The 12,436-nt window shown below is 44.8% G+C and carries 17 protein-coding genes, 1 pseudogene and 1 riboswitch; of the genes and pseudogenes, 11 read left to right on the top strand and 7 right to left on the bottom strand.

What is annotated here, in order from left to right; all coding sequences use genetic code 11:
* The 9 genes and pseudogenes from BHC51_RS12750 to BHC51_RS05980 form a co-directional block, all read left to right on the top strand.
* Positions 1 to 679: hypothetical protein (locus BHC51_RS12750; RefSeq protein WP_180296442.1), on the top strand; the 679-nt coding region annotated here is incomplete at its 5' end.
* Positions 680 to 736: 57 nt separating this feature from the next.
* Positions 737 to 1,171: pseudogene (locus BHC51_RS06015) on the top strand (cytidine deaminase-like fold-containing protein); the annotation flags it as partial.
* Positions 1,168 to 1,587, top strand: coding sequence for a DUF6911 family protein (locus BHC51_RS06010; protein ID WP_100153561.1), 420 nt, complete (start codon positions 1,168 to 1,170; stop codon positions 1,585 to 1,587). The pseudogene BHC51_RS06015 and the gene BHC51_RS06010, both read left to right, overlap by 4 nt.
* A gap of 76 nt (positions 1,588 to 1,663) precedes the next feature.
* Complete coding sequence (locus BHC51_RS12740) at positions 1,664 to 2,098, top strand: cytidine deaminase-like fold-containing protein (RefSeq protein ID WP_100153560.1); 435 nt, start codon at positions 1,664 to 1,666, stop codon at positions 2,096 to 2,098.
* A 2-nt stretch (positions 2,099 to 2,100) separates the two neighbouring features.
* Positions 2,101 to 2,481, top strand: a complete 381-nt coding sequence (locus tag BHC51_RS06000; protein WP_100153559.1) for a DUF6911 family protein — start codon at positions 2,101 to 2,103, stop codon at positions 2,479 to 2,481.
* 136 nt (positions 2,482 to 2,617) lie between these two features.
* Positions 2,618 to 3,208 (top strand): hemagglutinin repeat-containing protein, encoded by a 591-nt coding sequence (locus BHC51_RS05995; protein WP_100153558.1) that lies wholly within the window; start codon positions 2,618 to 2,620, stop codon positions 3,206 to 3,208.
* A 62-nt stretch (positions 3,209 to 3,270) separates the two neighbouring features.
* On the top strand, positions 3,271 to 3,723 hold the full coding sequence (locus BHC51_RS05990) for a hypothetical protein (RefSeq protein ID WP_100153557.1): 453 nt from the start codon (positions 3,271 to 3,273) through the stop codon (positions 3,721 to 3,723).
* Positions 3,665 to 4,000: a hypothetical protein gene (locus BHC51_RS05985; protein WP_100153556.1), complete on the top strand. Its 336-nt coding sequence runs from the start codon at positions 3,665 to 3,667 to the stop codon at positions 3,998 to 4,000. Before BHC51_RS05990 ends, BHC51_RS05985 begins: the two co-directional genes overlap by 59 nt.
* A gap of 177 nt (positions 4,001 to 4,177) precedes the next feature.
* Positions 4,178 to 4,453 (top strand): VENN motif pre-toxin domain-containing protein, encoded by a 276-nt coding sequence (locus BHC51_RS05980; protein WP_180296441.1) that lies wholly within the window; start codon positions 4,178 to 4,180, stop codon positions 4,451 to 4,453.
* 473 nt (positions 4,454 to 4,926) lie between these two features.
* On the opposite strand, the gene BHC51_RS05975 is transcribed toward BHC51_RS05980, so the two are convergent.
* The 5 genes from BHC51_RS05975 to BHC51_RS05955 form a co-directional block, all read right to left on the bottom strand.
* Positions 4,927 to 6,033 (bottom strand): N5-glutamine methyltransferase family protein, encoded by a 1,107-nt coding sequence (locus BHC51_RS05975; RefSeq protein ID WP_100153554.1) that lies wholly within the window; start codon positions 6,031 to 6,033, stop codon positions 4,927 to 4,929.
* Positions 6,034 to 6,195: 162 nt separating this feature from the next.
* Positions 6,196 to 6,888, bottom strand: a complete 693-nt coding sequence (locus tag BHC51_RS05970; RefSeq protein WP_100099890.1) for a Bax inhibitor-1 family protein — start codon at positions 6,886 to 6,888, stop codon at positions 6,196 to 6,198.
* Positions 6,889 to 7,086: 198 nt separating this feature from the next.
* A complete protein-coding gene (locus BHC51_RS05965; RefSeq protein ID WP_100135688.1) occupies positions 7,087 to 7,701 on the bottom strand; it encodes a 7-carboxy-7-deazaguanine synthase QueE in 615 nt (204 codons plus the stop codon).
* Positions 7,698 to 8,126: a 6-carboxytetrahydropterin synthase QueD gene (gene queD / locus BHC51_RS05960; protein WP_100099888.1), complete on the bottom strand. Its 429-nt coding sequence runs from the start codon at positions 8,124 to 8,126 to the stop codon at positions 7,698 to 7,700. The genes BHC51_RS05965 and queD overlap by 4 nt, the downstream gene beginning before the upstream one ends.
* Positions 8,127 to 8,209: 83 nt before the next feature.
* Positions 8,210 to 8,255: riboswitch (PreQ1 riboswitch) on the bottom strand.
* Positions 8,256 to 8,370: 115 nt separating this feature from the next.
* Positions 8,371 to 10,038 carry an ABC1 kinase family protein gene (locus tag BHC51_RS05955; protein WP_100099887.1) on the bottom strand — a complete coding sequence of 556 codons (1,668 nt, stop codon included), beginning with the start codon at positions 10,036 to 10,038 and terminating at the stop codon, positions 8,371 to 8,373.
* Positions 10,039 to 10,111: 73 nt separating this feature from the next.
* Between BHC51_RS05955 and BHC51_RS05950 the strand changes: the two genes are divergently transcribed.
* Positions 10,112 to 10,648, top strand: a complete 537-nt coding sequence (locus tag BHC51_RS05950; protein WP_257384776.1) for a C40 family peptidase — start codon at positions 10,112 to 10,114, stop codon at positions 10,646 to 10,648.
* Positions 10,648 to 10,863, top strand: a complete 216-nt coding sequence (locus tag BHC51_RS05945) for a hypothetical protein (protein WP_100099885.1) — start codon at positions 10,648 to 10,650, stop codon at positions 10,861 to 10,863. The genes BHC51_RS05950 and BHC51_RS05945 overlap by 1 nt, the downstream gene beginning before the upstream one ends.
* Positions 10,864 to 11,120: 257 nt before the next feature.
* On the opposite strand, the gene BHC51_RS05940 is transcribed toward BHC51_RS05945, so the two are convergent.
* Positions 11,121 to 11,660: a hypothetical protein gene (locus BHC51_RS05940; RefSeq protein ID WP_100153553.1), complete on the bottom strand. Its 540-nt coding sequence runs from the start codon at positions 11,658 to 11,660 to the stop codon at positions 11,121 to 11,123.
* A 141-nt stretch (positions 11,661 to 11,801) separates the two neighbouring features.
* Positions 11,802 to 12,428, bottom strand: coding sequence for a BON domain-containing protein (locus tag BHC51_RS05935; protein WP_100124181.1), 627 nt, complete (start codon positions 12,426 to 12,428; stop codon positions 11,802 to 11,804).
* Positions 12,429 to 12,436 lie beyond the last annotated feature (8 nt).

The raw sequence follows: 12,436 nt of genomic DNA, 5'->3' as shown, positions 1-12,436 counted from the left end.
CGAAAAACTGAAAAAAGCCGGCGTACAAAATGCCGATGATTACCAAAGAAAATATAATGAGTGCAAAACAGATGCATGCAGACAGCAAGTTAAAAAAGACTACATAGAAGCCAGCGAACAGGCATCTAAAATCATACTTGACTTATATAGAAGCGGAGAATTAACAACTGAAGAATCAATGATATTGTTAACAAGCTATGCAAGCAAAATGATGCAAGGTGCAGGCGAAAGCCAAGATGGCTGGAGCACCCCCATATTCAACATGGATGCCCAGAAATGGACACCATCCGGAGTAATAGCCAATCCAGACTTCCAGCAAATAACACTATCCAATTTAGTGCAAAAAATGAGGCAGTCAGGCGCATCTGAGCAGCAGATAGCAATGCGGGTATTGCAGTATCAGATTGCAGGTCAGGCTATAGGGTCGTACTCTATGGCAGAGCAAGTAGATGCACTTTATAATTCTGGATTGAGTGTTAATACAGTAATAACTGCACTGACACTAAAACGAGGTAAGGCATTATCAGTAAATGAAATAAAAGCAATTACGACCAGATACAACCAAAACGCTGGAAGGTTAGTAACCCCGAATGGACAGGTAATAAAAAATACTGAGCACCAGAGTACAGCGAGTGAATCACGTGGGGCGACACAGAGCGGTGGAAAAGGTAAGGTATAAGGTGCGCATAAGACTGAACAGGTAGCTGGAAAAGGCACGACGAATACAACAAAACCGACAGTAACAGCTGAACTGGAGGTTAATGGTCATAAGTTTGTAGATACCAATCAAACAGCTAGACCTATAGATAAAGCAAATGCAAATGAATCAACTTTAATTTCTGATAAAATAAAATCAAAAGAGCAAAAATTGATGGATAAAGGTAAAACAAATAATCTACCGTTGCCAAATAGTAATATGTCTAATGCTCATGCCGAAATAGGTGCAATTCATCAAGCGCATAAAGCAGGAGTTGCTAAAGGAGCTGATTTGAAAATCACTGTAAAAGGAAAAGATGTATGTAATTATTGTCGCTCTGATATTGTTTCAGCGGCAAAGGCTGCCAATGCAAAATCAGTAACGATTCACGCGGTTGATGAAGTAACAAAGTTACCTAAAACTTACTATTGGGAGTCAGGTATGAAAAAACTAAGAGAGGTTAAAAAGAAATGATTAATTTTGAAATAGGCGGATACTATTTTAAAAATGGTGAAAGAATTCAACTTATTCCAATAGAGATGCCAACAATAACTGATCTAAATAATTATTTAGATATATTAAAAATTAATAATGGAAAATTAATATTAAGAAATGATTTAGAAGATGAATTTATGCCTTATGAAATGGTTCTTTATTCAGATAATCATGAAACTTTGATCCATATTTATATGATTTTATTTGCTACAGATATGGAAGATGGTGATATCGAAGTTAGAACGTTTAATGATGAATCAGGATCTAAAGAATTTATTCCCATGTTAGGTGAACCGTTTGCTATTGTATCTACCACCAAAAATTTTTCTTTGGTAATACAAGCATTTAAAGAGTTTTTAGAAACAGGAGATGTTAGCCGAGATTTATTGAGTTAATTTAATTCTCCCCACTTAAATAGTGGGGTTTTTATTTTGCTATTTGTAATTTTGTTATGATAGAGTTACAAAACAACTGCCCAAAGATCAGTCCCCCGAAGCCATAGACCCGAACCGTTTACCGGAAAATGTCAAAGCCAGCATCAGAGATTTATCGTCAGCAGTGGCCACCGTATCAGGCGGGCTAACCGGTGGTTCACTGATTGATGCGCAGATAGCGGGAGTGGTCGGGCAGAATGCGGTGGAGAATAACCAATTTGACTTAATCCAGCTAATATCGCCTGCTCATGCTGAAATAGGTGCAATTCATCAAGCGCATAAAGCAGGAGTTGCTAAAGGCGCTGATATGAGTATGACTGTAACTGGGAAAGCTGTATGTGGATATTGTCGAGGAGATATAGCCGCAGTTGCTGAAAAAGCTGGAGTAAAATCATTAACTATTTATGAACAAAAAACAGGAAAAACTTTATATTGGAAAACAGGTATGAGAACTTTACGGGAGCGTGAATAATTATGAAATTCTCTCTATCATGGATAATTAATGATGATGGTGGTAATACCCATTTAGTTGATCTTTCCACTATTGGATATTATCTAAAATTACTAAAGAATAATAGTGGCAGTATAACTTTAGATAGACTGGACAATGAAATTGGAGCTATTTCTTTACAGGTTTTAAGCGATAAAAATCAATACTTACTTACGCTAGGTGAAGATAATGGAAGTGAATATATCGTTCGTTCTTATTTTAATAAATTAGCAAAAGGTGAAATGATTGATATCTTAGGCGATAATTGGGATGCAAGGCATTTGACACATAATTATGATATTGTAATAAATGCTTTTAAATCTTTTTATATTACAGGTGATGTTAGCCGAGATTTATTAAGTTAATTTAATCTTCACTTTAAACTGTAGGTAAAATGGAATGGCTACGCTAATTCATACAGCTTTATAGAATCGAGAAGTATCTAAAACTTCATTCATAAGGTAAAGATAAGATTGACGAGCTACTTGCTAAAATACCTGAATGAGCAACCACCACCTTAATGCTCAAACCCACAGCCAGACCATCCTCCAATCAGACAAACTGAGCCTCAACAGCAAAGGCAACACCACCCTGATCGGAGCCCAGGCCAGCGCCAACCGCATCGACGCCAACATCGGCGGCAAACTGAGCATCATCAGCCCACAAGACAAAATAGACCAGAAAATCAGCCAGAGCGGAGCCAACATCCGCCTGCAAGGCGGCTTTGGCAGCGTATGGGAAGTATCCGGCGGCGTTAACAGCAGCAACGCCTCCGGCCACCTCAACGCCGTCAACCAACAGTCCGGCCTCTTTGCCGGCAAAGACGGCTACCACATCAAAGCCGATAGCATCGACCTGCAAGGCGGCGCCATCGGTTCCAGCGCAGCCAGAGAGCACAACCAGCTCACCACCAACAGCCTCACCTTCAAAGATATCGAAAACCACTCCAGCTTCAAAGCCAGCAACACCTCCATCAACGGCGGCTTCATGGGCAGCACCAGCGGTAATACCAGCTTTATCAGCGGCGGTGCCACCAACATCAGAGGAGCCCAGGTTATTGGCAAAGGGTCAGCATCGATGCAGCTGAACTGAACATCGAAAGCCTGCAAGACACCGCCAAATACAACAGCAAACAGCAGAACATCAGCGGCCAAGTGACCGTAGGCTATGGCGTATCCGGCACAGCCAACTACAGCAAGAGCAAAATCAAAGCCGATTACGCCGGTGTCACCGAACAGAGCGGTATCATTGCCGGTGACAATGGCTATCAGATCAAAGTCAAAGGCAATACCGACCTTAAAGGCGCCATCATCACCTCTACCGAGGCCGCCGAAGCGGCAGGTAAAAACCGGCTAAGCACTGGCAGCCTCACCAGCAGCGATATCAAAAACCACAGCGACTATAGTGGTAGCAGTATCGGCATAGGTGCCGGAGGTAGCATCAGCGGTTCCTCAATGGGGCAAAGCCAGCCAAGCCAGAACGATAGCATTAAACTGGCCAATCAGGGTCGTACTGGAGCCAGTAATACCGTAGGTTACGGTAGCGACAGTGGGCACGACAGCAGCACCACCCATCGGCATCAACACCAACATCATCATCACCGATGAAGCCGCTCAGCAGCAGAAAACCGGCAAAAGTGCCGCCGAAACCATCGCCGGCATTTACACCGACACGACCAGCGACAACTATGCCGATAAAGCCGGCTATCTGAGCAATAACTTTGACAAAGATAAAGTGCAGGAAGAGCTGGTTTTACAGCGCGAAGTGAGTCGGGAATTCAGCCAAAACATGCAGGCTATCTCAGCGATGATCAACAGCAAAAAAGATCAGCTGAAAGAAAAACTGAAACAAGAAAATCTTAGCCCGGAGCAGCGCGCAGTATGAAAAAGAACTGGCGCAATGGAATACCAGCGGGCTAATACTGAATGCTATCGGTGCAGGACTGGTCGCACCGACCAATAATATAGGGCGGCATTATCGCCGCCACAGCCATTCCAGCATATCGTATCAAATTGGGCAGTACTTCAAAGGCAAAGATGCGGAAGGCATACAGCACATTTGGTGGCTCATGATGCCGTAGTAGGAGCGGCAGTAGCCGCAGCAGGAGCGAAGGCAACGGCACCGGTTATATCGAAATGGCTATATGGAAAGGATGTAAAAGATTTAACCGCAGAAGAAAAAGCCACGGTATCAGCCATAGCGGGGCTAGCAGGTGCCGCGACCGGAGCGGTTGTTGGTGGCAGTATGGCGGATGTAGCTCAGGATAATCAGGCTGGGCGCATGGCGGTGGATAATAGTTTGGAAAATAATAACGGGACTAACTTTGGTACTACTTAGGAAAAACCAGAAAACAAAATAATAAGTTAGAATATATATTAGAAAAATCAATATGGTAAAGATGAAAAAAGTTGGTGAAAGATATTAAATCTGTAAGCTACCATTTAATAAAATGGTAGCTGGTTATTTGTATACGATAAATATAGATTGCAATTTGGTGTTTAATTTACCAGAAAACAGGGTAATGAGTATCGTATTACCGAAATAATAAATGAGGCTAATACCCAACGGCACTTTCTGAAGAAAAATGGACAGGCCTACATATTATGACGACTGAGGCGTGTTTGGTCACGTAACTATAAGTGGAGATAAGCCTAATATTGATTGAAAAATCGCTATTGGTTAATTAGTTTTGGCTTGTTGTAAGTTGTTGGGCTTTAGATCCTCAGGAATTAATCTAATTATTCAAATGATATATATTTTATTAAGAATTTTGTCTGTTGCTGTTTATATGATGATGCAGCTGCCTGTTTTTATTTGGCTGCCAGTTGCCACAGGGAGGTGATTTCGCGGTTACGGGCACTGGCAAGGGATTGGTGATGTTGGTGTGCTTTCGGGTGCTGGGGTTGGATATCGGTTTTGTGAATCAGTTTTAGTCCAGCGGTGTTTATCCATTGCTCTAATGCTTCTGCCGGGCGTAAACCCAGATGTTCGGCGATATCCGACATGATTAGCCATACTTGTCCATGCGGGGTAAGGTGATTTTTGGCGTGGGTAAGAAATGTTTGTAGCATTTGGTGTCCCGGGTCGTACAGTGCGGTTTCGATGTCGCTGCTTGGTTTGGCGGGTAGCCATGGCGGGTTACAGATGATGAGGTCTGCGCTGCCGCCGGGAAACAGGCTGGTGTGTTGAATATGAATTTGTTCGGTTAATCCTAAGCGCTGTATGTTGGCTTGGGCGCAGGCGATGGCACGTGTGCTGTTATCGGTGGCTGTGATATGGGGTATACCGCGCTGTGCCAGTATGGCTGCCAGTACGCCGCTGCCGGTACCGATGTCCCATGCAATGTGGCAGGGAGCTGGTAGTTTGGCCTGAGCAACGAGTTCGAGATATTCTCCGCGTACCGGGGAAAAAACGCCATATGGGACATGGATTTTTTGTCCATTTAAGGCAGGTATGGTAACTCCGGCTTTATGCCATTCATGGGCGCCAATGTAGCCGAGTAGCAAATGTAGGGGTAGGAGGAGGGTGTGCTGATTGGGGCTGCCGAAAACATCGCTAAGTGCGGCGGCAACATTGGGTGCTCGGCCGTTTCTGAGCTGGCCTTGTGGCTGGATTTCTACTAATAGTTGCTGGAACAGGCGGCTGTGCTGTGCTTGTTGCAGGCGATGTTTGTGAAAATCGGTATGGGTGCGGGCTTTGCTGTGGACGCGTTTTTTGATTGCAGCCAGTAGCTGTTTGCCCTGATGGTAATCGCCACGCCACAGTAGCGCTATGTTCTGACGCATAAGATGCAGAGCCTGTTCAGCATTGCTCTGGCTGATTACTTGTATATGATCAGGTGCCGGATGGCGGCTATCACCCCCCCAGATGGCATGCATGTTCTGGCTTTGTTCTGTCCAGTGAATGGTTTGGTTCATGTTTGTCTGTTATGTAAAAGGCTATTATAAGAGAATGAGGTGTTAAATGGGGTGTGTGGGTAGCGATGTAGCTATGCGCGCTTTGTGTGTATGTTTGCGGTTAAATAAAAAACTGCCTGAATTTCCATTGGATTCAGGCAGTTTCGTGGTTGATATGGTTGGTTAGCGATCATCCATAATGGCCAGCAGAATGTGTACCAGGCTGGTAAATATGTTGTATAGGGAGATGAAGAGGGTTAATGCGGCGCTGGTTGCGCTGTCTTCACCACCGGCGATAACGGTGCGGATTTGCCACATAATCATGAGTGAGCTAAAGATAACAAAACCGGCTGAAATGGTTAATGACAGGGCAGGTATTTGCAGGAACATGTTCAGTATCATGCCGATGATTAGGACAACTGCGCCTACGAGCAGGAACTGACCAATTCCGTTCATGTTAGATTTGGAATGGTGGGCTATGGTTGCCATGGTAAGAAATACGCCCGCTGTCATCATAGCTGCCATGCCGACAATCTGACTTCCAATGGGAGAGGCTAGCGCGAATTGTAAAAGCGGGGAGACAAAAAATCCGATACCGAAAGTGAACACCATGAGCAGGGCAATGCCTACATTGTTGTAACGGTTTTTTTCAATGGCAAAACTCAAGCCATAGGCGAATATAAGGAAAGCAACAACCGGCAGCCATGAGTTGCTGAACAGGGAGTAAAAGTTTACAGAAGCACCGGCATAGGCTCCGGCAGCACAAGGCAGGAATGATAGTCCGAGCAGGGCGTAGGCTTTGCGCAAGACAATTAGTTGTTGGTTTTCACTTACCTGTCCTAGTTGGGTAAAGTCGTAGTTGTTATGTGATTGCATAAAAAGGTTCTCTATAATTTTGTTAGTAAATAATTTCTTAAGTTGATTATATTGTAACAATTGTTGGCATAAATGCACAGCGAGGATGCATTGTTACGAAAAATATATTGATTTTAATTCTGATCTAAGCTGTATTGTTTATGATATTAGGCTGATTTGTTTGTTGTCAATAGTTCTGAGATATATGCTATGTGCGAGTTATTCGATATTGGCCAGTTTATGAGTTTGCAGGCTGAGCAACCATTTATTACTGTGCCGGTGCTGGTTGAGTTTACCAAGTGTCTGTAAGGTGGTGAGCATGTTGAATTGATTGTTTTGTTCACATGGGGAGAGGAAGTAGTGTCTGGCCTGAATATGCTGTTCGATTTTCAGGCAGAATGCGATGAATTCCGGGTGGTCTTCTACTACGATGCGTACTTCATCAGCCTGATTCTGTGCTGGGAATGGATAGTGCTGGCGGTAATGAAATTTGGGACTTAGGGCGATGTAGTCGATGTGCGGATCTACGATGCCCAGACCGTTGCTTTCTATGGCGAGATAGTAGTTTTCCTGTTTGAGCCTGTGTAAGAGTGATGGTAGTTTTTTATGGATGGTGGGTTCGCCGCCGGTAATGATGATGTTTTTGCTCTGATATTGGCGGACGGTATTAAGGATGTGTTGCAGGGACATGCTTTGATAGTGCATAAAGTCTGTATCGCACCAAGGGCATCTGAGGTTGCAGGCGGCCAGCCGGATGAAAATTGCAGGCATGCCGGTATTGTAGCCTTCACCCTGTAAGGATTCGAAGATTTCAACGATGTTAAACTGGGTCATGGTTTGGTATTCTGGTATTCGCAATAGGAGGTGGGTGTTTCCCATAGGGTAATTTTGGATACAGGCAGATGAGCAGTTAGCTGATTGAAAATAAAACGGCTTATACCTTCGGCTGTGGTGCGGCAAGGGAAGGCAAATACTTTACGCTGCATTTGCTGAAGCAGGGTGGCGATTCTGCATTCGTTGCTGTTGGTTTGGTCATACAAATAGGCGTGATCAAGCTGGCTGATGATGTGCTGGTTGATGATGGTTTTGATATCGGCGAAGTCCATTACCATTTCTTTGCTGGAACCTTGTGAGTGGAGCTGGTTGCTGACTTCGACAATCAGGCGATAGGTGTGACCGTGCAGGTTATGACATTTGCCTTGATGGCCATCAAGCATGTGGCAGGCATCAAATTGAAATTCTTTGGCGATTTTAAACATATTTCCTCGTCTTTACTGGCATGGAGGGAGAGTTGCAGGATAGATGAGGAATATCGCTGTATACGGCTGATACATGTATAGTAAGGCTCCTAGTTTTTTTGCGTGGGATGGATTCCGAACCACGTGGTTATTTAGCTGTTAATAACACATTGTGCAGTTTAATGGTATTTACTCTGCTTAAGTGGATATTTTAATGGAATCTGCTGGTTTCTAACAGGGGGCAGGCTTGGTCTGTGCGTTTGATTTAGTGCCGTCCTGAACGCCAGATTGACCAGATTACCCACAGGCTGTTGCTGAATGCCAGCAGATAGCCAATCAGTCCGAAAAACGACAGGCCAAATACTTTCGGGCCGGCGTTGATGTTCATGACTATGGAGGAACCAATGATAAGTGCCGCGGTGACGATGCCCATGGTCAGGCGATTGGCAACTTTATCCAGTTGGTTGTTGAATTTGTCGATGTGCTGAATGTTGAGGCTGACGGGCAGTTGACCGTGCTGGATGCGTTTGTTCAGGTGTAACAGGTTTTGTGGCAAGGTGTTTATTATCTGGGATAACAGATGCATCTGCATTTTGCTGTGGCGCCAGAATGTATGTGTGTTAAAGCGGTTACGCAGTACGTTTTGAACGGTGCTTTGGGCATGACTTAATAGTTCAAAGTCTCCATCTATCTGTTTGATGACGCCGTCCAGTGTAATCAGGCATTTAAACAGGATAACAAGGTCGGCTGGCAGGGTGAGGCCGTGCTCACGGATAATATGGGTGATATCATTGATAATCTTGCTGATACGCAGTTCGCTACTGTTGAGGTGTTCGTAGTTGAGCAGCATTTCCAATACATCGCTGCCGAGCTGGTCTTCGTTGATGGTTTCTCCCTGTGCCCAGTTGGACAGGACATATTGTAGGGCAAATTGGTCGCGTTCGATTAGGGCGTGTATCAGGGTGATGAGTTCTTGATGACGCTGCTGGCTAAGCTGGCCGACCAGTCCAAAGTCAATCAGGGTGATGCGACCATCATTTCGTACTAATATGTTACCCGGATGTGGATCAGCATGAAACAGACCATGTTGTAATATCATGTCGAGTATGATGTCGACCAGTGTGGCGGCGAGGTTATGCCGCTGTTGTTTGTTCCAGCTGCTGAGGATAAGATTTTTAAGTAAAGTATCGTCAATATATTCTTGTACCAGTATTTGACGGTTAGAATACGCCGCATAAGTTTGGGGTATATGGATTTGCTGCTGGAGGTTGTAAAGGCGGGAAAAATGTTGCATATTGCGACGTTCAGCAGACAGATCGGTTTCTTTTTCCAGTGAACGGGCAAAGTATTGCACCATTTGTACTGGGTAGTAACGTCTGGATTCGGGTATTTCTGATTCGAGTAGCTGTGCTATGTGGTTGAGAATACGCAGGTCTGCCCTAACAGTTGATTCAATACCCGGCCGCTTGACTTTAATGGCAACCTGTTCGCCAGTGGTAAGTGTGGCGCGGTGAACCTGTGCTATGGATGCGCTGCCAACAGGTTGTGCCTCTATGTAGCTGAAGATGCTGTCCAGTGGCTGGCTGAGCTGAGCCTGAATGATGTTTCTAATGTCTTGGATGGGAAGAGGGTGTATGTTGTTTTGCAAATGGGCAAATTCTTCTGTCCATTCTTCTCCGAAGACATCTACGCGGGTTGCCAGAATTTGTCCTAATTTGATGAATGTTGGTCCCAGCTCTTCAAAGGCGAGCCGGAGTCGCCGCGGTGTACTTAGATAGCGCTGGTGCTGATCTGATGGGTCGGAATGTTTATACCAGCGCCTCGGTAATTTGATACGAACAAGAAATTCGCCAAGGCCATGTTTGGCCAGAATAGTGAGAATTTCGCGCATACGCGCCCAATCGCTGATGCGAGATGAATTGGGTGAAAACATATGATGATCTCCCAGACAATGGCTGTTTACAGGATAGCAGAATTGTGTGATGAATAGATGGAATAATGTGGGCATGAAGTGGATAAAAGCATTAATGAAAGCGGCAACGGTGTGTTTGTGTGCCAATTTCATTTTGATTACACCAGTAATGGCGGCGCCTGAGGGGCTTGATAATGCCGCACTGGAACAATTGATTCGTGACCGAACCTCTACACCGGCCGTGCGTACAGGTGATGATGCCAGTGACCTGATTATGAATGCGATGGGTTTGCTGGGTGTGGCTTATCATTTTGGTGGAAATTCACCTACCAGCGGGTTGGATTGTAGTGGCTTTATGCAATATATTTTCCGGCGCAGTATGGGTATTACGTTGCCGCGTAGTTCCCGTCAGATGGCTACGGTAGGTGAGGCAGTCAGCCGGAATGGTTTACTCCCGGGTGATCTGGTGTTTTTTAGCCCCGGTGGTCGTGGAATTTCGCATGTGGGTATGTATATTGGTAATGGCAGAATGATTCATGCGCCACGTACAGGCAAGAATATTGAGATTACTAGTATTGAACAGGGTTACTGGGCACGAGCCTTTGTAACGGCACGCAGGGTGAAACATTGATGAAGTCTTTACCTCCGATGCCTAGATGGGTGGATGATGCGGGTAATGTGGTCTCTTGCACTGAGAAAATTAAGGTGATGCAACAGAATATGCAGGAGATTTACGAGCTGGCACAGGAAGCCTTTGAAGACGGGTTGCTGATGGGATGTCAGGAAGAGCAGTTGCGTGCTTATTTGGCTGAGCTGATGGCAGCGCTGGAAAATCCTTATCAATAATATGTATGGGGATAAGGGTTTGGGTAATTTCTGAGCTGTAGCGGGGTATAAGTGCTGTAGTGTTGATATTGCAGCTGACTTTCTCTGTGCAGGTTTTTTGTTGTCTATAATCGGTAGTTTGCACAAGTTTTGGCTGAACTCTCGGGCAGTAGATGTATGGATATGAATTTCTGCATCACTTATCTGTTTCTGATGTAATAAGCAACTGCGCCCATCTTTTTTGATGGGCGCAGTTGCTTGCAGTAAATGGTGCTTGTTTAAAACAGATTATCTAATGGTTTGCCACTAGTAGTGCTATTGGCTGCTCGTTTTGGTTTTGTTGCTGGCTCTGGAGTGGCAGGGGTGTCCGGATTACTGTCTTTACTGGTGCCTGTCGGTTCATCAATTGGTGCCAGCGGCTGTATTTCCTGTACTTCTACTGTTTCTGCTGTTGCTCTTGGTTGGGTGTTTTCTTTGCCAGAGGTAACAGCAGTAGCTGCTGGCGCTGAGGCAGCGCTTATGTCTTCGCTGTTATCAGTAGCGGTGATGGCTGGATTGGGAATAAATACAGGTGACTGGGTGCTATTGTTGGATCCGGGAGCGCCGTTTGGTGTTAGTATTTCGAAGCTGGTCTGTGAGGCATAGTTGATCGTCTCAGGTGTGGTATTTAGAACTTGCCAAGCGTGAAAGACAAACCAGACAACAAAAATGGCCAGAATGAAAAGTAGGCTTAGCAGAATTTTGCTGAAAGTACTCAGACCAGTTTTGACCGCGCTTTTTTTGTTTTTCGTTTCGGGTGCGGTGGATTTGGTGCTCATAATTTGGTAATCCTTCAGGGATATAGTCTTGTATAAGAAGATTATTATACGCAGATTTTAGTTTACGCTAATCAGTTGCTAGCTGTGTGTTGCTGCAACAGTCTAATGCACTTGGTTTTGTCGCAACACAATGTTTGGGTATCAGGGATTTACCGTTGTAGGATTTGGAGCGTTTTCAAAAGTCTGGTACAGGGTAACTACTTTCTGCACACCTGATGTGGTACTGATGGCCGTTGTAGCTGCCTGTTGTTCTTCTGGTGTCAGGATGCCCATTACGTAAGTTACGCCATTAAAGGTAACTACTTTGACATGTTTTGGAAATACGCCTTTGATGTTCAGCAGATTGGAGCGGATTTTTGAAGTAATCCATGTATCATCGGTAACATGATTCAATTTGCGATTTTGGCTGGCTACATCAATATAGTTATATACTTTCTGTGCTGCTGGCTGTGCACGCGCTACGCGTTCTACCAGATTTTTATCGTTTTCACTGGCTACCAGACCAAGCAGCAGGATTTGCCGATTGTAGCTGATGACTGATAATGTAGGCTGAAAGTTGTTTTTTTGTGCCTGACTGTTGAGATAGGAGATGGCGCCGTCGTGAATGCGTACTTCCATTATTTTGTCATCGGTTTGTGCACCTGTGGTGCGCCGGTCGATGGCTGAAAGAGTGCCAACAGTGGCGCCGCCAACTAAAACGGCAGGGCATCCGGTCAGGGTGGTAATGAGAGACATCCCCAGTGCTAGAACAGTCAAGTATTTTTTCATGAGATACA

The sequence above is a fragment of the Snodgrassella alvi genome (assembly GCF_002777745.1).
In the GTDB taxonomy this organism is placed as follows: Bacteria; Pseudomonadota; Gammaproteobacteria; order Burkholderiales; family Neisseriaceae; genus Snodgrassella; species Snodgrassella alvi_D.
This window is presented reverse-complemented; position numbering and strand designations above follow the sequence as displayed.

What these genes read in the sequence shown, in the direction of transcription:
- BHC51_RS06010 (WP_100153561.1), top strand. Translation starts at nt 1,168, where the DNA reads ATGATTAATTTTGAAATAGGCGGATACTATTTTAAAAATGGTGAAAGA.
- BHC51_RS06000 (WP_100153559.1), top strand. Translation starts at nt 2,101, where the DNA reads ATGAAATTCTCTCTATCATGGATAATTAATGATGATGGTGGTAATACC.
- BHC51_RS05995 (WP_100153558.1), top strand. Translation starts at nt 2,618, where the DNA reads ATGAGCAACCACCACCTTAATGCTCAAACCCACAGCCAGACCATCCTC.
- BHC51_RS05975 (WP_100153554.1), bottom strand. Translation starts at nt 6,033, where the DNA reads ATGAACCAAACCATTCACTGGACAGAACAAAGCCAGAACATGCATGCC.
- BHC51_RS05970 (WP_100099890.1), bottom strand. Translation starts at nt 6,888, where the DNA reads ATGCAATCACATAACAACTACGACTTTACCCAACTAGGACAGGTAAGT.
- BHC51_RS05965 (WP_100135688.1), bottom strand. Translation starts at nt 7,701, where the DNA reads ATGACCCAGTTTAACATCGTTGAAATCTTCGAATCCTTACAGGGTGAA.
- queD (WP_100099888.1), bottom strand. Translation starts at nt 8,126, where the DNA reads ATGTTTAAAATCGCCAAAGAATTTCAATTTGATGCCTGCCACATGCTT.
- BHC51_RS05955 (WP_100099887.1), bottom strand. Translation starts at nt 10,038, where the DNA reads ATGTTTTCACCCAATTCATCTCGCATCAGCGATTGGGCGCGTATGCGC.
- BHC51_RS05950 (WP_257384776.1), top strand. Translation starts at nt 10,112, where the DNA reads ATGAAGTGGATAAAAGCATTAATGAAAGCGGCAACGGTGTGTTTGTGT.
- BHC51_RS05945 (WP_100099885.1), top strand. Translation starts at nt 10,648, where the DNA reads ATGAAGTCTTTACCTCCGATGCCTAGATGGGTGGATGATGCGGGTAAT.
- BHC51_RS05940 (WP_100153553.1), bottom strand. Translation starts at nt 11,660, where the DNA reads ATGAGCACCAAATCCACCGCACCCGAAACGAAAAACAAAAAAAGCGCG.
- BHC51_RS05935 (WP_100124181.1), bottom strand. Translation starts at nt 12,428, where the DNA reads ATGAAAAAATACTTGACTGTTCTAGCACTGGGGATGTCTCTCATTACC.